At 64.0% G+C, this 19,825-nt stretch carries 19 protein-coding genes and 1 pseudogene; 11 read left to right on the forward strand and 9 right to left on the reverse strand.

The genetic code is table 11. The features are described from left to right. Window positions 1–26: 26 nt before the first annotated feature. The 4 genes from AAFG13_RS27705 to rpsT all read right to left on the reverse strand — a co-directional run bounded on the left by AAFG13_RS27705 (window position 27) and on the right by rpsT (window position 4,701). Window positions 27–314: a GIY-YIG nuclease family protein gene (locus tag AAFG13_RS27705; RefSeq protein ID WP_342708795.1), complete on the reverse strand. Its 288-nt coding sequence runs from the start codon at window positions 312–314 to the stop codon at window positions 27–29. A gap of 51 nt (window positions 315–365) precedes the next feature. Further along, window positions 366–1,484, reverse strand: coding sequence for a DNA polymerase III subunit beta (gene dnaN / locus AAFG13_RS27710; protein ID WP_212312336.1), 1,119 nt, complete (start codon window positions 1,482–1,484; stop codon window positions 366–368). Between the two features lie 280 nt (window positions 1,485–1,764). Further along, window positions 1,765–3,195, reverse strand: coding sequence for a chromosomal replication initiator protein DnaA (gene dnaA / locus AAFG13_RS27715; RefSeq protein WP_212312334.1), 1,431 nt, complete (start codon window positions 3,193–3,195; stop codon window positions 1,765–1,767). Window positions 3,196–4,434: 1,239 nt separating this feature from the next. Then, a complete protein-coding gene (gene rpsT, locus AAFG13_RS27720) occupies window positions 4,435–4,701 on the reverse strand; it encodes a 30S ribosomal protein S20 (RefSeq protein WP_212312332.1) in 267 nt (88 codons plus the stop codon). A gap of 359 nt (window positions 4,702–5,060) precedes the next feature. Here rpsT and AAFG13_RS27725 point away from each other — a divergent pair, with 359 nt between their 5' ends. The 3 genes from AAFG13_RS27725 to AAFG13_RS27735 all read left to right on the forward strand — a co-directional run bounded on the left by AAFG13_RS27725 (window position 5,061) and on the right by AAFG13_RS27735 (window position 7,067). Then, complete coding sequence (locus AAFG13_RS27725; protein ID WP_092120555.1) at window positions 5,061–5,378, forward strand: hypothetical protein; 318 nt, start codon at window positions 5,061–5,063, stop codon at window positions 5,376–5,378. A 140-nt stretch (window positions 5,379–5,518) separates the two neighbouring features. Beyond that, window positions 5,519–6,175, forward strand: coding sequence for a peptide-methionine (S)-S-oxide reductase MsrA (gene msrA / locus AAFG13_RS27730; protein ID WP_212312330.1), 657 nt, complete (start codon window positions 5,519–5,521; stop codon window positions 6,173–6,175). Window positions 6,176–6,302: 127 nt separating this feature from the next. Further along, window positions 6,303–7,067, forward strand: a complete 765-nt coding sequence (locus AAFG13_RS27735) for a polysaccharide biosynthesis/export family protein (RefSeq protein WP_342708796.1) — start codon at window positions 6,303–6,305, stop codon at window positions 7,065–7,067. Between the two features lie 111 nt (window positions 7,068–7,178). Here AAFG13_RS27735 and AAFG13_RS27740 read toward each other — a convergent pair whose 3' ends face one another. Genes AAFG13_RS27740 through AAFG13_RS27750 form a run of 3 tightly spaced genes read right to left on the reverse strand, consistent with a single transcriptional unit; the run spans window position 7,179 to window position 9,030 of the window. Next, on the reverse strand, window positions 7,179–7,853 hold the full coding sequence (locus tag AAFG13_RS27740; RefSeq protein ID WP_212312326.1) for a dienelactone hydrolase family protein: 675 nt from the start codon (window positions 7,851–7,853) through the stop codon (window positions 7,179–7,181). A 50-nt stretch (window positions 7,854–7,903) separates the two neighbouring features. Beyond that, entirely contained in the window at window positions 7,904–8,245 is a 342-nt protein-coding gene (locus AAFG13_RS27745) for a hypothetical protein (protein WP_342708797.1), read from the reverse strand. Next, window positions 8,242–9,030 (reverse strand): alpha/beta fold hydrolase, encoded by a 789-nt coding sequence (locus AAFG13_RS27750; RefSeq protein ID WP_212312322.1) that lies wholly within the window; start codon window positions 9,028–9,030, stop codon window positions 8,242–8,244. The genes AAFG13_RS27745 and AAFG13_RS27750 overlap by 4 nt, the downstream gene beginning before the upstream one ends. A gap of 287 nt (window positions 9,031–9,317) precedes the next feature. Here AAFG13_RS27750 and AAFG13_RS27755 point away from each other — a divergent pair, with 287 nt between their 5' ends. From AAFG13_RS27755 to AAFG13_RS27770, 4 genes are all read left to right on the forward strand, one after another. Next, on the forward strand, window positions 9,318–9,809 hold the full coding sequence (locus tag AAFG13_RS27755; RefSeq protein WP_342708798.1) for a (2Fe-2S)-binding protein: 492 nt from the start codon (window positions 9,318–9,320) through the stop codon (window positions 9,807–9,809). Then, complete coding sequence (locus AAFG13_RS27760) at window positions 9,806–12,091, forward strand: molybdopterin cofactor-binding domain-containing protein (RefSeq protein WP_212312320.1); 2,286 nt, start codon at window positions 9,806–9,808, stop codon at window positions 12,089–12,091. Before AAFG13_RS27755 ends, AAFG13_RS27760 begins: the two co-directional genes overlap by 4 nt. Before the next feature lie 295 nt (window positions 12,092–12,386). Then, the gene (locus AAFG13_RS27765; protein ID WP_342708799.1) at window positions 12,387–13,484 is read left to right on the forward strand and encodes an HD domain-containing phosphohydrolase; all 1,098 of its coding nucleotides are present in this window, start codon (window positions 12,387–12,389) and stop codon (window positions 13,482–13,484) included. A 142-nt stretch (window positions 13,485–13,626) separates the two neighbouring features. Then, complete coding sequence (locus tag AAFG13_RS27770; protein ID WP_342708800.1) at window positions 13,627–14,916, forward strand: cytochrome P450; 1,290 nt, start codon at window positions 13,627–13,629, stop codon at window positions 14,914–14,916. A 113-nt stretch (window positions 14,917–15,029) separates the two neighbouring features. Here AAFG13_RS27770 and AAFG13_RS27775 read toward each other — a convergent pair whose 3' ends face one another. Together AAFG13_RS27775 and AAFG13_RS27780 are read right to left on the reverse strand one after the other, a co-directional pair. Then, window positions 15,030–16,610 carry an AMP-binding protein gene (locus AAFG13_RS27775; RefSeq protein WP_342708801.1) on the reverse strand — a complete coding sequence of 527 codons (1,581 nt, stop codon included), beginning with the start codon at window positions 16,608–16,610 and terminating at the stop codon, window positions 15,030–15,032. A gap of 218 nt (window positions 16,611–16,828) precedes the next feature. Then, window positions 16,829–17,248, reverse strand: coding sequence for a VOC family protein (locus AAFG13_RS27780; protein WP_342708802.1), 420 nt, complete (start codon window positions 17,246–17,248; stop codon window positions 16,829–16,831). Window positions 17,249–17,448: 200 nt separating this feature from the next. Between AAFG13_RS27780 and AAFG13_RS27785 the strand changes: the two genes are divergently transcribed. The 4 genes and pseudogenes from AAFG13_RS27785 to AAFG13_RS27800 all read left to right on the forward strand — a co-directional run. Continuing rightward, window positions 17,449–18,420 (forward strand): tripartite tricarboxylate transporter substrate binding protein, encoded by a 972-nt coding sequence (locus AAFG13_RS27785; RefSeq protein WP_342708803.1) that lies wholly within the window; start codon window positions 17,449–17,451, stop codon window positions 18,418–18,420. 168 nt (window positions 18,421–18,588) lie between these two features. Next, a complete protein-coding gene (locus tag AAFG13_RS27790; protein ID WP_342708804.1) occupies window positions 18,589–18,876 on the forward strand; it encodes a DUF3551 domain-containing protein in 288 nt (95 codons plus the stop codon). A gap of 133 nt (window positions 18,877–19,009) precedes the next feature. Further along, complete coding sequence (locus tag AAFG13_RS27795) at window positions 19,010–19,471, forward strand: metalloregulator ArsR/SmtB family transcription factor (protein ID WP_342708806.1); 462 nt, start codon at window positions 19,010–19,012, stop codon at window positions 19,469–19,471. Continuing rightward, window positions 19,456–19,818 (forward strand): annotated as a pseudogene (locus AAFG13_RS27800) (SRPBCC domain-containing protein); the annotation flags it as partial. The gene AAFG13_RS27795 and the pseudogene AAFG13_RS27800, both read left to right, overlap by 16 nt. Window positions 19,819–19,825 lie beyond the last annotated feature (7 nt).

Raw genomic sequence — 19,825 nt, forward strand, 5'->3', positions numbered from 1 at the left:
CTTGACCCGGCAATCCATCGTCCGCGCTAGCGGACAATTTCACCATATAAGTCTCGCCAGTCGGGATTGCCGGCAACGATCAGATCAATCTTCCACTCACGCGACCAGTGCTTGATGTTTTTCTCGCGCTGAAGCGCCGCGGCGATTGTCTCATGGGCCTCAAAGTCGACGAGGGTCTTGATGCCGTACCGCTTGGCAAAGCCTTCGGCGAGACCCTCGCGATGCTCGTAAACTCGCCGGACCAGATTATTGGTCACGCCAACGTAGAGAGTTCCACCGGGCTTGCTCGCGAGGATGTACACCCAATAGGTCATCTCTTGTTCGATGGATGGCCGGGTCAAGTCCGGCCATGACGAGAGGAGAAATCACACCCGCATCGGCATCAGCACGTAGAGCGCGCCCTTGCTGTCGCGGTCCTGCACCAGGGTCGGGGAGCCGGGATCGGCGAGCTTCAGCACCGCGACCTCGCCCTCGATCTGGGCGGCGATGTCGAGCAGATAGCGCGAGTTGAAACCGATATCGAGCGCGTCCGAGGCGTACTCGACCTCGAGCTCTTCGGTGGCGCTGCCGGAATCCGGGTTGGTGACCGAGAGCACCAGCTTGCCGGCGGACAAGGCCAGCTTCACGGCGCGGCCGCGTTCGCTGGAAATGGTCGAGACGCGATCGACGGCGGCCTCGAAATCCTTCTTGTCGACCACCAGTTCCTTGTCGTTGTTCTGCGGAATGACGCGGCCATAGTCCGGGAAGGTGCCGTCGATCAGCTTCGAGGTCAGCACCACATTGCCGAGCGTGAAGCGGATCTTGCCATCCGACAGCTCGATCGAGATCTCGGCGTCGTCGCCCTCGATCAGCCGCTGCACCTCGCCGACCGTCTTGCGCGGGACGATCACGCCGGGCATGCCGGTCGCGCCCTTGGGCAGCGGGAGGTCGATCTGCGCCAGACGATGGCCGTCGGTCGCAACCCCGCGCAGGGTCGCAGCCTTGGCGCTGCCGGCGGCGTGCAGATAGATGCCGTTGAGGTAATAGCGGGTCTCTTCGGTCGAGATCGCAAACTGGGTGCGGTCGATCAGCCGCTTGATGTCGGATGCCGGCAGCGAGAACGAATGCGTCATGTCGCCGGCGGCAAGGCCCGGGAAATCGCTCTCGGGCAGGGTTTGCAGCGTGAAGCGCGAGCGGCCGGCGCGCACCGCGAGCACCGAGCGGTCGCCGTCGGCCTCGAGCACGATCTGCGAGCCGTCGGGCAGCTTGCGGACGATGTCATAGAACATGTGCGCGGGCACCGTGGTCGAGCCGGCGGTTCCGGTCTCGGCGGCCAAGGTCTCCGTCACCTCGAGATCGAGGTCGGTTGCCTTCAGCGACAATTTGGCGCCCTCGGCGCGGATCAACACGTTGCCGAGGATCGGGATGGTGTTGCGGCGCTCGACCACGCGGTGAACGTGACCCAGCGATTTCAGGAGTTGCGCGCGCTCGACGGTGACCTTCATTGCAATACCCGCCAGATCCCTCAGATGAAAAAGCCGGGCGGCCGTTCAGGGCAGCACCGCAGCATTGGAAACCCGATAAGCCGGATCAATACCGGATTTGATCAAACCCACGGGGGGACCGCAAGGTGGCGCGGATGGGCGGCCGGTGCAAGGGATACGGGCGCGAAACGGGCCCCGTTCCCCACGTTTTGGGTCGGAAAAAAGTTTAGCCCTCCCCTCTTGATAAAGGGGAGGGCCATGGAACGAGCCGGCCAAATGAGGCGGCCTTATTCCTGCAGTCTTATTCCTGCAATTGACGCTTCAGCGATTCGACTTCCTCTGACAGCGCCGTGTCCTTGGCGACCAGTGCCTCAATCTTGCGCACCGCGTGCAAAACCGTGGTGTGGTCGCGGCCGCCGAAGCGCCGGCCGATCTCCGGCAGCGAACGCAGGGTCAGCGTCTTGGCCAGATACATCGCAACCTGGCGCGGACGCACCACGTTGGCGGTGCGGCGGGACGACAAGAGGTCGGAGCGGCTGACATTGTATTGCCGGGCGACCACGCGCTGGATGTCCTCGATCTTGATCCGCTTCGGCTCCTGCGGGCGGATCAGGTCGCGCACCTCGCGCTCGGCCATCTCCAGCGTCACCGGCTGGTTGTTGAGCTTGGAGTGCGCCAAGAGGCGGTTGATCGCGCCTTCGAGGTCGCGGCCGTTATGGGTGATGGTGCGCGCCAGATAGTCGAGCACTTCCTCCGGCACATCGAATGTCGCATGGTGGGCGCGGGCCGCGGCGACGCGCGACTTGAGGATGCCAAGCCGCAGTTCCTCGCCGAGCGAACCCATCTCGACCACCAAGCCACCGGCGAGCCGCGAGCGCACGCGGTCGTCGAGGCTTTCGAGGTCGGACGGCGGACGGTCGGCGGCGATCACGACCTGGCGGCCGGCGTCGATCAGCGCGTTCAGCGTGTGGCAGAACTCGGCCTGCGTCGACTTGCCTTGCAGGAACTGCAGATCGTCGATGACCAGCACGTCGATGCCGCGCAGGGCCTCCTTGAACGCCAGCGCCGTCTGCGTCTTCAGCGCCGCGACGAAGCCGTACATGAACTTCTCGGCAGTGAGATACAGCACCTTGCGCTCGCCGCCGGAATTGCCGGCCCAGGTCACGGCCTGCAGCAGGTGCGTCTTGCCGAGGCCGACGCCGGCATGGATGTAGAGCGGGTTGAACATCACGGGATCGCCGCGGCGACCTTCCGCGACCTGGCGCGCAGCCGCATGGGCCAGCGTGTTGGAGCGGCCGACGACGAAGCTTGCAAAGGTCAGGCGCGGATCGAGCGGCGAGCCGCCAAGCGCGTCATGGCTGGCGGACACCGGCGCCGTCGCGAACGAGCGCAGTTCAGGCGCGGGACGGCCGTCATTGCGTTCGACACGGCGCACTTCGGCCGGCGCAGCCGCTTCCTTCACAGGGGCCATCGCGCGGATCGCCGAGCGCACGGTGAGGTCGATGCGATGCACTTCGGGCATCTCGGCCTGCCAGCAGGAGAGCACGCGTTCGGCGTAATGCGCCTGGATCCAGCTCTTGAGGAACCGGGTCGGAACCGACAGATGCACGCTCTCATCGTGCACGCTCTCGAGATCCATCCGCGCGAACCAGCTCGTGTAGACGTCCTCACCAACGCTCGTCCGCAAACGTCCCTTTACCCGCGACCAGCGATCCTGTTCCGTGTTCGTCATTGCCTTCGTACTTTTCCAAAACTGAGAGATGATGATTGCGAAAGCGCCGCGCAGGGGTCCTGCCACGACGCGACCTCTAGCGGGCGCGGTCTGCTCCGGACAAAGCTCTCCCGTGTGGCGGCCATGCGCCACGCGACAGGTCAGCTGTTTGGAGAAGATGCGTCCCGCGAGGTCAGCGCGTACTCGACGGCCTCTGCGGGTAAGAGCCAGCGTCCGAGGGGTTGATTACGGCACCACAGGAAATCTGCACTTGGGCTGTCGTTGGTTCGACTGCAGTGATGATACCGTAAGACATAAGTCCTCCCCCTCCCACCGCGACGTATCGCGGCAAGTTGTCAGCTTGCTGGTGTCTTCAAAATCGAACTGCCGCTACCGAACACCGAAATGCCCGGCGCTTCGCCGCCGCGTGTCGTCGTCAATCCGTTCGCTTGCGCCGCGTTCCCGCTGCCAGATTCCGACTGACGTCCTGGTCTCTCTTGTTCGATCCCCCAAATTGCCGGGGACATCGCGGGAGATATTTTGACACAGGTCGACCGTCCTCATATCGCTATGAGCCGTCAATCTAGCTTCGCTTGGAAAGCGTCGCTAACGCGCACACCGCCGCCGATTTGCACGTCCGCCCTTGGGTCTCAAACCGCGCTGATCTGGAGAGCCGTGGGCGTCGCGAACAAGAAATAAATACACCAAGCGCATTTTCTGACAATCCGTGGATTCGACGGGGGTCGAGACTCTTGGCGACTGTTGCGGTGTTGTCGACGCTGAGTTGCGAAAGCAAGGTTTTGAATCAGCGCACAGATTCACGCGTGTCACAAACGACGGTGCAATACCAAAAATTTTTCATAGAAAATTTACATTTGGTCTCGCGCCGGTCATTTTTCCAATCGCTGTTCGGCGCTATGTGCATAAGTAATTCGCGAGACGTCATTTTTCGCGATTACTTTTGCAGGGTAACCCCGCTGCGCAATTTTCAACGCGAGATATTCGCGCGCTATTCCATCTATCTAGCTTAGCGCAGAACAATCTGTACGCGAGTGCGGCACGTTAAGCATGTTGAGCCGGTAGAACTACGGACGCGACGAAACATGACACGCAGTTCGTTGCGCGGCAACGCCGAGTCTTCTCGCGCTACGAAACTTCCACGACAAAATGCGAGACCAAAACAAAAAGCCCGGCGCGAGCCGGGCTTGGTGACAAATGTGTTCTTCGGTCAGCTCACGCGGCGAGCTGTACTCCGCAGGCTTACTTGGCGAGCTTGGCGATGCTCTGCGCGAGGCGAGACACCTTCCGGCTCGCGAGGTTCTTGTGAATGATGTTGCGCTGCGCTGCCTTCATCAGTTCGGGCTCGGCCTTGCTCATCGCCTTGAGTGCCGCCTCGCGGTCGCCGCTCTTGATTGCTTCCTCGACGGTGCGCACCGCGCCACGCATCTGCGTGCGGCGCGACTTGTTGACGATGGTGCGGCGGGCAATCTTGCGGGTCGCCTTCTTGGCGGAAGTGGTGTTGGCCATGATTCTCTAACTGTCCTTCGGCGGTGATCGCTCGGTGGTCGGGCTTGCGCGCACCGGCCGGTTCAAATCTCAACTCTGATGTATTTGTCCAAGGTGTCCTTGAGGCGGCCATGCCAAGGCGCATAATGCTGCCCCCGCATGCGGCACTGTCCAAAGAACAGCGGCGGCAGGATTGCGCCCGCCGCCATCGGCCGGTCTTATAGATGGCGCAGGCTTAACCGTCAACGCTTTCGGGACCGAAAATGGGCCTGAAATCGGCCTCGCGAGAGCCAGATAAGCCGCTGAAGAGGTTGAATTTCCGGGGGGCGCCCGGTAAGGCCTGTCGACGCGTGGGGCGTGACAGGGAGTTAGGGTGACGCATGATCCGCGGCTTTTTCCGCCTGATCGGCCTTTTGCTGCTGGCCGGCAGTTTCATCTTCATGGTCTATGACGGGGCCCGCTACGTCGCCGACCAGAGCCTGCGGTTCACCCAATTCGGCCAGTTCTGGAACGATATCCATCAGTCGAGCCAGCAGGCGTTCCATGCCTGGGTGGATCGCTTCGCGCCCTGGCTCTGGAACGGCGTGATCCGCGTGCTTCTGGAGCAGCCGGTGTTCGCGGTGCTCGGCATTGCCGGCATCCTGCTGATGATCCTGTTCCGGCCGCGCAAGCCGCTGATCGGCTACGCACGCGACTGAGCTGGCTGCAGCCCTCTTGAGCTTCTCTTGGCCGCTGCCGTCAGTAACGGGGCTGCCATCATCCGCGTAAGGACATATATAGGTGACAGCCGGCCCGCAGGCCGTTGCCGCGTCGGCCGATGTCCCGCCCGGAGGTATCCATGTTGTTCATGCGCAAGACCACCGCGTTGCCGAGCGCCGCCGAGGCGCTGCCTGGCCGCGCGACGCCGATCCCGACCGCGACCACGCACTTCGTCAGTGGCAGCAAATTGACGCCGCCTTATCCGCAAGGCCTCGAGCAGGCCGTGTTCGGCCTCGGCTGCTTCTGGGGCGCGGAGCGGAAGTTCTGGGAACTCGGCGACGGAATCTACACCACCGCGGTCGGCTATGCCGGCGGCCACACGCCGAACCCGACCTATGAAGAGGTGTGCTCGGGACGCACCGGCCACACCGAAGTCGTGCTGGTCGTGTTCGACCCGAAGAAGATCTCCTACGAGAAGCTGCTGAAGACGTTCTGGGAGAACCACAACCCGACGCAGGGCATGCGTCAGGGCAACGACATCGGCACGCAGTATCGTTCTGCGATCTACACGTTCAGCGACGCGCAGCACAAAGCCGCCGATGCGTCGCAGGCGATGTATCAGAAGGCGCTCGCTGCCAAGGGCCTCGGCGCGATCACGACGGAAGTGGCACCGGCCGGCGAGTTCTACTTCGCGGAGGACTACCATCAGCAATACCTCGCCAAGAATCCGGCGGGCTATTGCGGGCTTGGCGGCACCGGCGTGTCCTGCCCGATCGGCGTCGGCGTCACCGCCTGATCGCTCTGTCATGCGCTAAATCGAGGGGGAGGCGGGCTTTCCGGCTCCCCACTCGGTTCTCGAAAACCCTTTATTAACCATAAGTGGTGCAAGACTGGGCTTGTCTCGCCGTTGAGGGATAGGTCCGGTGCCGGTTGCACGCGCGTTACGATTGCCGATCACTGCCGTTGTGGCTGCGCTCGCGTTGTCTGGCTGCATGAGCACGTCGGGTCCGGTTGCCATGGGCCCGCAAGGTTTGGGCCCGCAAGGTGTCGATGCCGTCACCTATGGACCGGCTTACGCATCCGCTCCGGTTGCTGATGCCGGCGGTGGCGGTGCGATCAGCGCTCTGCGTTCCGCCTTTGCCAGTGCTTCTCCTGGTTATGGCTATGCCGCCCCGGGCGCCGCTCCGGTGGTTTATGCCGCCGCACCGGGTGGGCCCGCCGGTTACGACAACTCCTATCATCTCGGCCCGGGCGACAAGCTCCGGGTCGTGGTCTACGGCCAGGAAGGCCTGACCAACTCCTACGCGATCGACGCCGCCGGCTCGATCACCATGCCGCTGATCGGCTCGGTGCCGGCGCGCGGCCGCACGCCGGCCGGGCTCGCCGGTGAAATCTCGGCACGGCTGCGCAACGGCTTCATCCGCGATCCTTCGGTGGCGGTCGAGATCGAGTCCTACCGGCCGTTCTTCATCCTCGGCGAGGTCCAGGCTCCCGGCCAGTATCCCTATGTGCCGAACATGACCGTCGAAAGCGCGGTCGCGATCGCCGGCGGCTTCTCGCCGCGCGCCAAGCGCGACCAGGTCACCCTCACCCATACCGATGCGTCCGGCTCCGGCCGCTTCGTGGTGCCGCTGGGCACGCCGATGAGCCCGGGCGATACGGTGTTCGTCGGCGAGCGCTGGTTCTGACGAAGGACAACGTCCTTCGTCATTCCGGGGCGATGCGCAGCTCGAACCCGGAATCTCGAGATTGGCTCGCGCCTCGCGCGTCCCGGAATGACGGTGGAATAGGGGTGCGCCCTATTTCCGCAGATGCTTTCCGAAAAATTCCATGCTGCGCGGCCAGGCGGTGTCGGCGCTCGCCTTGTCGTAGCTTGCGCGCTCGTCGCAATGGAAGCCGTGCTGCGCGCCCGGATAGATGAAGACCTCGACCTCGGGCCGCTTCGACTTGATGGTCTCGACATCGCTCAAAGGAATGCCGGCATCCTTCTCGCCGAAATGCAGTTGCGTCGGCACGGCCGGCTTGTCGTCGGCGAAGCGGATGACGGCGCCGCCGTAGTAGCCGATCGCGGCCGAGAGCCCGGTTAGCTTGGTGGCGGCCGCATAGGCGATGCTGCCGCCGAGGCAGAAGCCGATGATGCCGACCGGCCCGGCCGACTTCACCGCGTCGATCGCTGCCTGGCTGTCGCGCAGCATCGCGGCAAAGTCCGGATTGGCGACGAACTTGCGCGCTTCGGCCACCTCATCGGGGGAATAGCCGCTCTGGAAGTTCGGCGTGATGCGGTCGAAGATCGACGGCGCAACCGCGACATAGCCTTCCTTCGCCAGCCGGTCGCAAACCGAGCGGATGTGGTGGTTGACGCCAAAGATCTCCTGGATCACCACGATCGCGCCCTTTGGCGCGCCAGCGGGATCGGCGCGATAGGCGCCGAGTTCAAATCCGTCCGAAGCCTTCAGCTTGATGTCTTGTCCCATAGTCCATCCTTGTCATGTTGGGGGTTGCATGAAGCTTTCGGTGATGAGGTTTAGCGCCACATCCAGTTCTCGCCCCAGTCGGCCTTCCAGCCGGCGAGCCGGCCTTTGCGGAATTGCAGATAGAGACGATCATGGTGCGGAAACAGCCCGCTGCCGCCGAGGTCGCGGAAGGTCAGGAAGATCTCATTGCCGGGCCGTCCGCTGACATGAGTGAAGGGGGTGCCCAGCGCGCGCTGCGCGTCCGCGACGTCCATGCCGAACACGAGCGGTGTGTGGTTCGACAGCGTCGCGGTGAAGGTTGGCGTGGCCGAGTCGGCGAACGGCCGCAGCTTCTGGGCGTTCGCTCCTGTCGCGGCCGCCGTCAGCAACAAGGCGACGACAATCGGCTTCATGAGGCGGCCTTTCCCGGCGCGTTGGCCTCGAGGCCATCGAGGAACGGCAGCACGGCGGCGATGAAGGCCTGCGGCTGGTCGATGTTGACGGCATGGCCGGCGTTCGGAATCACCGCCTTCTGCGCACCCGGGATCTTTGCCGCCATGTAGTCGGACGCCGCCAGGAACGGCGTGTCGTCGGCCCCGACCACAACCAGCGACGGCACCTTGATTTCGGGCAATGACTCGATCACCCGCGCATCGCGCTGCGCCAGCATGCCGCGCGCGGCGAGCGCCAGGCCCCTGGCATTGCGATGCGTGACCGACGCACGCTCGGCGCTCAAGGACTTCAACACCTCGAGCCCCTCACGGTCGAAGCGGTCGCCGGTGTCGCGGGCGCGCGTGTTCCAGACCTCGCGGGCGTCGTCCTTCTTGAATCCCGGGCCGGTGTCGATGATCAAGAGCGCGCGCACCCGCTCCGGATGGGCGCGGTGGAAGGCAAGCGACATGTAGCCGCCGAGCGACAGGCCGCCGACGATCGCCTTGTCGGCGCCGGCAACATCGAGCAGGGCGGCGATGTCGCCGACCGTCGCCGCTTCACTATAAGCATCCGGACTGTCGGGATAGTCGGACTGGCCGTGTCCGCGCATGTCCCACAGGATCAGCCTGTGCCGCTTCGACAGCGCCTCGATCTGGCCGTGCCACATCGCAGAGGTCGACGAATAGCCGTGGGTGAGGATCAGGGGCGGGCCGCTGCCGTGAATCTCGTAGTAGATATCGACGCCGCTGCGGTTGAGCTTGGCCATTGACGGGCTCCTTCTGTTGTCGATGTCAGGTCCGGCAGCGCTACCGACCTTGGTAGGAGTGATCGATACGGCATCAATACTGGCATTTCAAAAGCTTCATGCCGTTGCCGCATCGCACAACGGGTAGTTTCCGAAATTTATTCCTTTCGAGCAATTCCAAATTGGATTGCCTCCAGCCGGGAACCGGATCATTGTTTCGGCAACTGTCGCTTACCCGGTGGGCGCCGGCCATGACCCAACAGTGAGTTGCCGCCGTAAGCGGCTTCCTACACCGGAAGGGGAGAGAGATGCCAAATCTCAATATCAACGGACGGAATACGTCCGTCGAGGCGGCCAATGACACGCCGCTGCTTTGGGTCATCCGCGAGCAATTGCAGATGACGGGCACCAAATTCGGTTGCGGCGCCGGTCTCTGTGGCGCCTGCACGGTTCACCTCAACGGCGAAGCGGTGCGGTCCTGCCAGACCTCACTCGCCGACGCCGTCGGCAAGAAGATCACCACCATTGAAGGCCTCTCCGCCAAGGGCGAACATCCCTTGCAGAAGGCCTGGGTCGCCGAGCAGGTGCCGCAATGCGGCTACTGCCAGTCCGGCCAGATCATGCAGGCGGCAGCGCTGCTGTCGAAGAACACCAACCCGACGAAGGAAGAAGTGGTCGCGCATATGGACGGCAATCTCTGCCGTTGCATGACCTATTCACGAATCCAGAAGGCGATCATGCGCGCTGCGTCCGACATGCGCACCGCATCGGCCACCGGATCCGAGCGGAGGGCCACATGAACAAGCACGTGAAAGACCTCGCCCCCGAGACGACCGATCTCAGCCGCCGTTCCTTCCTGGTCGGCACCGCTGCAACCGGTCTCGTGCTCGGCTACGCCGCGTCCGGCATCGACCACGCGCTCGCGGCACCCGCGCCCGCTAACGTCGAGCCGAGCGTCTGGTACTCGATCGCGCCCGATGGTCTCGTCACCGTGACCTGCGGCAAGGCCGACATGGGCCAGCACGTCGCCTCGACGATGGCGCAGATCGTGGCCGAAGAGCTCGGCGCGAACTGGAAGGACATGCGGGTCCAGCTCGCCTCCAACGATCCGAAGTTCAACGATCCCGTGTTGGGCGCGCAGATCACCGGCGGCAGCTGGTCGACGATGATGAACTTCGACGCCATGAGCCGTGCCGGCGCTGCCGGCCGCATCGCATTGACCGAGGCGGCGGCGGCCTCGATGGGCGTGCCGGCCAGCGAGCTGGTGGTGCGCGCGTCGACGATCAGCCATCCGAAGTCGAAGAAGTCGATGTCGTTTGCCGAAGTGGTGAAGAGCGGCAAGGCGACCAAGACGTTTACGGCGGACGATCTGAAGGCGATCAAGCTGAAGTCTGCCGACCAGTACACCATGATCGGCGTCTCGGTGCCGCAGCTCGACATTCCGTTGAAGGTCAACGGCACGGCCAAGTACGGCATCGACGTGATGCTTCCGGGCATGGTCTACGGCGCGCTGGTCACTCCGCCGGTCCGCTACGGCGCCACCGTGAAGTCGGTGGACGATAGCGCGGCCAAGAAGGTGCCGGGCTTCATCAAGGCCGTCACCCTGGACGACAAGACCACAACCACGACCGGCTGGGTCGTCGCGGTCGCCAACACCTACGCCAACGCCAAGAAGGCGGCGGCGGCGCTGAAGATCGACTACGATGGCGGTCCGAACGCCAAACTTTCGAGCGAATCGCTGTTCGCCGAGGCCAAGCGGCTTCAGGGATTGAGCGATTCCGGCGAGTTCTTCGTCAAGGACGGCGATCCGAACGCAGCCTTCGGCACGGCGGCCAAGGTGTTGGAGGCGGAATACACCACCAACATCAACATCCACGCGCCGATGGAGCCGATGAACGCCACCGCGGAGTTCAAGGGCGACATCCTGCACATCTATTCCGGCAACCAGTTCGCGACGCGCTCCGGTGCGATCGCGGCCGGCGCCGCCGGGATCGATCCGAAGTTCGTGGTGATGCATCAGATGTGGCTGGGCGGCGGCTTCGGCCGGCGTCTCGACGCGGACATGATGGTGCCCGCGGTGCAGGCGGCCAAGGCCGTCGGCAAGCCGGTCAAGGTCATCTACACGCGCGAGAACGACATGACGATGGATTTCTCGCGTCCGCTGACTTACCAAAAAGTAAAGGCTGGCGTGGACGGCGACGGCAAGCTCGTCGCATTGAGCCACGACGTCGTCTCCGCCTGGCCGACCCAGCGTTGGGGTATCCCCGACTTCCTGTCGCCCTCGGTCGACAAGAAGGGACCACTCGATGCTTTCACGGTGAACGGTTCGGACTTCTTCTACACCGTTCCCAACCACTATGTGCGGGCGATCAAGAACGAGATGGCGCACAACGCCACCCCGTCGGGTCAGCTCCGTTCGGTGGCGCCGGGCTGGACGTTCTGGGCGGTCGAAAGCATGGTCGATGAGATCGCGCATGCGACCGGCAAGGACCCGGCCCAGCTTCGCGTCGAACTGCTCGACGGCAAGGGCAAGAACGACGGCGGCGCGCAGCGCCTCCGTAACACCTTGCTCGCCGCGATGGGTCTCGCCGGCTACGGCACCAAGAAGCTGCCCAAGGGCGAAGGCATGGGCGTTGCCTGCGTGTCGTCGCAGGAGCGCGCCACGGCGAGCTGGACCGCCTGCGTCGCCCACGTCGCCGTCGCCCCGTCGGGCGAGGTGACGGTGAAGAAGCTGACGGTTGCGACCGACGTTGGTACGCAGGTGAATCCCGACGGCATCCGGGCCCAGGTCGAGGGCGCGGCGCTGTGGGGCATGTCATTGGCGCTGTTCGAGAAGGCGACGTTGAAGGACGGCGGCATCGAGCAGACCAATTTCGACACCTACACTCCGCTTCGGATGAGCCAGCTGCCGGAAGTCGCGGTCAACGTCATCGCCAATGGCGAGAAGGCGACCGGCGTCGGCGAGCCCGCCGTGACGGTGGTGGCGCCGGCGATCGGCAATGCCGTCTTCAACGCGGTCGGTGCCCGCGTCCGCGGCCTGCCGATCACCGCGGAGGCCGTCAAGGCTGCGATGAAGGCGTAACGCCCTGAACCAATGAAGACGCCGGAGCGCTTGACCGCTCTCCGGCGTTTTCCTTTGCCCCAAGCGTCCGCCGGATGGTAGCGGCGTCGACGCCTTTGACGCTGCAAAAATTCATGATTCGCCGGCGCTGCAGCCGGCCGCCTGCTTTTTCGGCGGGCCTGATTCTGCTGGCGGATTTGGCGGTTCCTCAAATTGTATCCATTGCGCTTAACCGCCGTTCAGCATCCCCATTAAGCCGGAGGGAACGCATCGTCAGATAGCGTCCACTGTCGGTCGTTACCGCGACGGGGATGTCATGACTGCCTTGGCCAATAACCAGACTTCGAAGCGCCGCCTGCTGCTGGCGTCAGATCGAAGCGATCAAAGCAACGAACTCGCCAGCATCCTGCGCTCGGTGGGCGAGGTCGATACCGTGCCGACCTCGGACATTCCCGAGCAGCCGGCTCGCGACCTCTCCGGCATCGTGGTCGATATCAACCTGCGCTCGCCCGAAGCCGTGCAAATGGTCCGCGCCAAGCTGCAGACCGACGCCTATCGCGAGATGCCGCGGCTGTTCGTGCTGGCGGATGCGTTGCATCACGCCTCGATGCAGGCCTGGGCGCTCGGCGCCACCGACACGATCTCGCGGCCGTTCGACGCGCGCGGCATCCTGCAGCGCATCCGCGCCGCGTTTCCCGACAACAGCGGCTATGACGAGACCGACCGCGGCAAGGCGCTCAATCGCGGCGTCGAAGCCGCGCATGGCGTCATGGTCAAGATGTTCGAGCGGATGCGCGCCGGCGAGCCGCTTAGGTTCGAGGACATCGTTGCCGCCGAAAACAAGATCCTGAAGGCGATCAAGCACAACTCGCTGCGTGAATGGCTGACCACCGTCGGCTGCCATCACCAGGAGACCTATCGCCACTGTCTGTTCGTAACCGGCTTTGCGGTGGCATTCGCGCAGCATCTCGGCATGCGCGACGACGACCAGCGCCGGCTCGCCCGTGCCGCACTGCTGCATGATGTCGGCAAGGCGTTCGTTCCGGTCGCGTTGCTCGACAAGCCCGGCTCTTTCACGGTCGAGGAAATGGCCGAGATGCGCGAACATCCGCGCCGCGGCTACGAGGCGCTGTCGGCGCAGGGCGGCTTCCCGCCGGAAATGCTCGACGTGATCCTGCATCATCACGAATTCCTCGATGGCACCGGCTATCCGAACGGGCTCAGCGGCAACCAGATCAGCGACATCGTCCGCGTCACCACGATCGTCGATGTCTATGCCGCCTTGGTCGAGAAGCGCGCCTACCGTCTGCAATTCACCCACGCCAAGGCGTTCTCCATGATGGAGGAGATGGGCGGCAAGCTCGACCAGCAATTGCTGCAGGCGTTCCGCCCGGTGGCGTTCGGGCATTATTGAGCCCGCCGTCATCACTCCGCCACGCCGCGCAATAGCGTGTGTGGCGCGGCGTTTAGCCAATCAACGCAAGTCGTCTTCCTTACCTCCGCCTAGATTTCGGCGATCATCGGCGCGACCGGTGCTTCGGCAGGTGAGGACGATCATGGGCACGACAACGACCGGGGATCTCGATATCCCCGCCAACATCGCGGAAACCCTCGTCGATCCCGTCGCCTATGCCGACGACCGCATCCACGACAGCTATCGCTGGCTGCGCGCCAACAACCCGCTCGGCATCGCGCGGCCTGACCGCTTCGATCCGTTCTGGGTGGTGACCAAGCACGCCCATATCCAGGCGATCAGCCGGCAGAACGAGCTGTTCCACAATGCCGACCGCCCGACCACGCTGACGACGCAGGCGCTCGAGGAGCGGGTGCGTAAGATCACCGGCGGGCCCAATCTGGTGCGCTCGCTGGTGCAGATGGATGCGCCCGACCATCCGAAGTACCGCGCGCTGACGCAGGGCTGGTTCATGCCGGCCAATCTCGGCAAGTTCGAGGGCCGCGTCCGCGAGATCGCGCGTGCCACGGTGCAGCGCATGCTCGACCGCGGCGGCGCCTGCGATTTCGTCGAGGACGTCGCGCTCGGCTATCCCCTGCACGTCATCATGGAGATCCTCGGCGTGCCCGAGGCGGACGAGCCGCGTATGCTCAAGCTGACGCAGGAGCTGTTCGGCCCGCAGGATCCCGACACCGCGCGCGTCCGCGAGGCGCTGAGTGCGGAACAGGTCTCGGCGATGTTGCAGGCGATCGTCGCCGACTTCTCCGCCTACTTCCGCAAGATCACCGAAAATCGCCGCCAGAACCCGCGCGACGATCTCGCCACCGTGATCGCCAATGCGAAGATCGGCGGTGACTACATGCCGGAGCACGATCAGACCAGCTATTACATGATCGTCGCGACCGCGGGCCACGACACCACCTCATCCTCGACCGCGGGCGCGATCTGGGCGCTGGCCAGGGACCCCGCGGAATTCGCCAAGGTGAAGGCCAACCCGGAATTGATCCCGGGCCTGGTCGACGAGGCGATCCGCTGGATGACGCCGGTCAAGCATTTCATGCGCTCGGCCACCGCGGATACCGAGCTCGGCGGCCGCAAGATCGCCAAGGGCGACTGGCTGATGCTGTGCTACGCCTCGGGCAACCGCGACGAGGAGGTGTTCGCGGACCCCGATCGTTTCCGCAGCGACCGCAAGCCCAATCGCCACGTCGCGTTCGGCTATGGCGCGCATCTCTGCCTCGGCCAGTATCTGGCCAAGCTCGAGATGCGCATCCTGTTCGAGGAGCTGCTGCCGCACCTGAAATCGCTGTCGCTCGACGGCGAGGTGAAGATGACGCAGGCCTATTTTGTGAGCGGCCCGAAGAAGCTGCCGATCCGGTTTGAGGTGAATTGAGAACTTCGCGTCATTGCGAGGAGCGAAGCGACGAAGCAATCCATACTTCAGCGTATGCGGAGCGGTGGATTGCTTCGCTTCGCTCGCAATGACGGCGAGGCAAAGCGCTGTTCTTACTCCAGCATCTTCCTCAACTCCGCCTTCGCAACCTTCTCCAGCGTCGAGCGCGGCATCTCGTCGACGAAGCGGATTTCCCGCGGCACCTTGAAGTCGGCGAGCGCGGAGCGGCAGGCAGTCATGACCTTGTCGTGCAGGTCAGCGGGCAGCGCCGCGACGCCGGTTTGCGGGATGATGAAGACGACCGGCACCTCGTCCAGCATCGGATGCTTCTTCGCCACGACGGCGGCCTCGCGGACGCCCGGCACCACCGCGATCACCTGCTCGATCTCGGAGGCCGCGACATTCTCGCCGCCGACCTTGAGCATGTCCTTGGAGCGATCGCCGAACCTGACATAGCCGCGTTCCAGCATCGTGACGCGGTCGCCGGTGATGAAATAGCCGTGCTCGTCAAAGCTCTCGCGCGTCGCCTTCTCGTTATGCAGATATTCGGCGAACAGCGACAGGCCGGGGATGCCCTTGATCAGGAGATTGCCGGTCTCACCGACGCCGGTCGGCGTACCATCGTCGTTGGTGATGCGGATTTCGTATTCGGGCGCGGCGCGGCCGATCGACATCGGCGGGTTCGGCTGGTCGACCTCGCCGATGATGCCGTGGGTGATGGTTTCGGTCATGCCCCACCAGCCGATGATCTTGATGCCGAACACGGCGAATGCCGGCGGCTCGTTCACGGCCGTGCCCCAGAGCCTGAACTTGTGGTTCTTCGGAACCTCGTGCTCGAGCAGCGCCTTCATGCAGAACGGGATCGTCGAAGTCCAGGTCGAGCCGTGCTCGAGCGCCACCGGCCAGAAGCGGCTCGCCGAGAAGCGCGGCTGGATCACGCAGGTCGCGCCGACCCACAGGCTTGCCAGCATCGAATAGGCCAACGCGTTGGTGTGGAACAGCGGCAGATAGGTCTGGTGCACGTCGGTCGCGTGCAGATCCTGATGCGCGGCGTTGATCTTGGCGCCCCACAGCGCGTTGGCATGCGTCCATAGAACCGCCTTCGGCCGCGACGTGGTCCCCGAGGTGTATTGCACGCTGCACGGTGCGAGCGGATCGATTGGGCGTTTCGGCCGGTCGGCGCTGTCGGCGAACAGTGCGTCAAAGCTATCGCCGCGCGCGGGTGCTTGTGCTGGCGCCTGGCCCGCATCATGCGAGGTCACCGCGATCCAGCGCAGCCCCTTGCAGTTGGCTGATAGCAGTTCGGCATAGGCCGGCTGGGTGATCGCGGCGACCGCGCCGCAATGGCCGGCAAAATAGTCGATCTCGGCCGCAGCCGAGCGGGTGTTGGTGGTGACGGCAATGGCGCCAAGTTCGGCGCACGCGAACCACGACATGATCGCCTCGACGCAGTTGTCGAGGTGGATAAGGACATAGTCGCCCTGCCTGATGCCGCGCTTGGCGAGGCCCGCCGCGAGCGCGCCGACACGCTCATGGAATTCGCCGTAGCTCCAGCGCCGCGCCGGCGCATCGAACGGCGCCCAGATCAGGAACGGATGATCGCGGCGCACCTCGGCGCGCATCCTGAGCAACCATGGCACGTCGAGCCCCGCAAACGGTCCGACGATGCCCGGCACTGGCTGTGAAGTCGTCATATGTCCTCCCGCGCAGCCTTGCCGGCCGCCATTGATCTTGGTTGGGAGCAGTTCTGCCATCGGCGTGCGCCGAGAGCAAATCGGGATTTGCAAAGTCATTTTGCGCTGATGCGACGAAGCAATTCCGTTCCGCCGCACGGAACGGATGGGTCCATTCGCGCTGCCTGTCACGGGGCGCGCATTCGCGCGAACAGCCAGCTCGCAGTGACGAATGACAGCTAGCTTGGATCCCTCTCATACGACGAGATCTCGATCAGGCTGCCGTCGGGGTCGCGGCAATAGACCGAGCGCAGCGTGCCGCGCGCGCCCTGCTTGGCGACGGGGCCTTCCTCGATCTTGACGCCATGGGCCTTCAGATGCGCGACCACCGCCTCGGGCGTGCTCGAGGTGAGGAAGCAGAGATCGTCGCTGCCGGCCGCTTCATGATCGGCGGTGAACCAGTCCACCTTGTCGGCATCGCGCGGCCGCACATTGATCTTCTGGTTGCCGAACACAAGCGAGGTGCGCGGTGTCTTGCCCTTGCCGGGGTCGAACACCTTCACCTCCATGCCGAGGATCCTGCTGTACCAGGCAACCGAGCGCACCACATCGGTGACATTGATCACGAGATGGTCGAGCCCATTCACCTTGACGGACATGATCGATCCTCTTCGGTCCAGAGTCTTAAACAAGAATTCAACGCTTCGGGTCTGATGCAGAGCCGAGGCTTAGCCTTTCGTCGCGGTCGGTGTCGCACGTGTCGCACTGGCCGCTTCAGACATTGTTTGTTAAAACCGCGCCGCACGCAACGCAACAGAAACGGGCAGGGGTCAAACCCTGCGAGATTGGGAGAGACTTCATGATTTCACGCCGCGCCGCGCTGGGCCTGATCGGGTCGGGGATTTCGACATTCGCGATCGGCCGCGCTTCGGCTGCCGACTATCCGGCGCGACCGGTGCGCTGGATCGTGGGCTATCCGCCGGGCGGCGCCACCGACATCATCGCGCGCCTGATCGGGCAGCGGCTGTCGGAGAAGCTCGGCCAGCAGTTCGTGATCGAGAACAAGCCGGGCGCCGGCAACAATATCGGCACCGAAGCTGCGATCAATGCCGAGCCGGACGGCTACACCGTGCTGCTGGTCAATCCGGCGAACTACATCAACGCCTCGCTGTACGCCAATCTGAAGTTCAATTTCGTGCGCGATGTCGCGCCGGTGGCTTCCTTCAACCGCGTGCCGAACGTGATGACCGTCAACAAGGACGTGCCGGCGAAGAACGTCGCCGAATTCATCGAATATGTGAAGGCCAATCCCGGCAAGGTGAACATGGCCTCTTCCGGCAACGGCACCTCGGTGCACCTCTCCGGCGAGATGTTCATGTCGATGACCGGTTGCAAGATGCAGCACGTGCCGTATCGCGGCGCCGCGCCTGCGATCACCGACATGCTCGGTGGCCAGGTGCAGGTGATCTTCGACAACATGCCTTCGATCATCCAGCACATCCGCTCCGGTTCGCTGCGCGCGCTCGGCGTGACCACGACGGAGCGCTCCTCGCAATTGCCGGACGTGCCGGCGATCGCCGAGACCGTGAAGGGCTATGAGGCAAGCGCGCTGTTCGGCATGGGCGCGCCGAAGAACACGCCGAAGGACCTGATCGCCAAGCTCAACACCGAGATCAACGCCGTGCTCGCCGAGCCCGACATGAGGAAGCGCCTGGTCGAGCTCGGCGGCGACTCGCTGATCCAGGCGCCGGACGCTTTTGGCAACGACATCAAGGCCGAGACCGACAAGTGGAAGAAGGTGGTCGAGTTCGCCGGCCTCAAGGTCGAGTAGCCTCACACTGAACGGGTGGGACGAGTCCGGCCGCGAGCGCGGACTTGTCCTGCACCCTGCTGCAAAAGTTGAGCGATCCTGATGCGGAATAAAGTGGCCTTCAGGAACCATACCGGTTATGCCGCGCTTGATTGACTGCGGCTCTTGAGGACCGGAACGGGTGGGATCATGCGCACATTGCGATTGGCAGTGCTGATGTTGGGAACGATGACGCTGGCCGCCGTGGCCGGCATCGATCGCGCGTCCGCCGATCCCTATGATTACCCGTGGTGCGCACAGGGCCCGAGCCTCGGCTATCCCGGCGAATGCGCCTATCGGACCTACGATCAGTGCCTTGCGAGCGTATCGGGACGCTTCCTTGCTTGCGGAGAAAATCCGCGATTCCTGTTTCGCGAGCAGCTCGAGCCGGAGCAGCCTCGGCCGCACCGTCACCGGCATCGGCACCACCGGCAGTAGCCGCCGGCTGAGAGGGCGCTTCTGCTCTCCGCCTGCGATCGTCCCAACCATCCGGCGTCGTGGCGCCCCGGCATTGACGTGATCGTGAAGCCGGGCGCTTGACGCCGCGTCGTTTGCGTCTATACTAAACCACATGGTTAAGTATCAGGACGAGACGCTGGACCGCACCTTTGCGGCGCTTTCCGACCCCACCCGCCGCGCGCTGCTGGCGCGGCTCGGTGAGCAGGAAAGCCTGTCGGTGAGCGAGCTGGCGCAGCCATTCGCGATGTCGTTGCCGGCGATCATGAAGCATCTCGACGTGCTCACGGATGCGGGCCTGGTCGCGCGCGAAAAGACCGGCCGCACGGTCGCGTGCCGGCTCACCGCGAGGCCAATGGAGCAGGCGATGAACTGGCTCAATCGCTATGCACAATTCTGGTCCGACAATCTCGACCGCCTTGCCGCTTTTGTGGAGGAAGACTCATGGCAGTTAAATTGGCAAACCAATCCGCAGCCGACGCCGGCCTTGCCGCGCGCCCAAGCCTCACCCTCACGCGGCGCCTCCGCGCCCGGCCGGAAAAAGTCTACGCCGCGTGGACCGATCCGGAAAACCTAATGCAGTGGTTCGGCCCGGGCCAGGTCAAGCCCGGCACGACGCAGGCCGAGCTCGATGTCCGTGTCGGCGGCCGCTACCGGATCAAGTTCACCGGCACCAACGGCGAATATCACGAGGTCGGCGGCATCTACCGCGAGGTGGTGCCGAACCAGAAGCTGGTGTTCAGCTGGGCCTGGCATTCGACGCCGGAACGCGAGTCCGAGGTGACCGTGTCGATCAAGCCCGACGCCGGCGGCACGTTGCTCACCTTCCATCACGCGCAGTTCGTCGACGAGACCGCGCGCGACAACCACCAGCGCGGCTGGACCGAATTCCTCGGCAATCTGGCACAGTACGTCGACGCCTGAACCGCAA

This window comes from Bradyrhizobium sp. B124, assembly GCF_038967635.1.
Classification (GTDB): Bacteria; Pseudomonadota; Alphaproteobacteria; order Rhizobiales; family Xanthobacteraceae; genus Bradyrhizobium.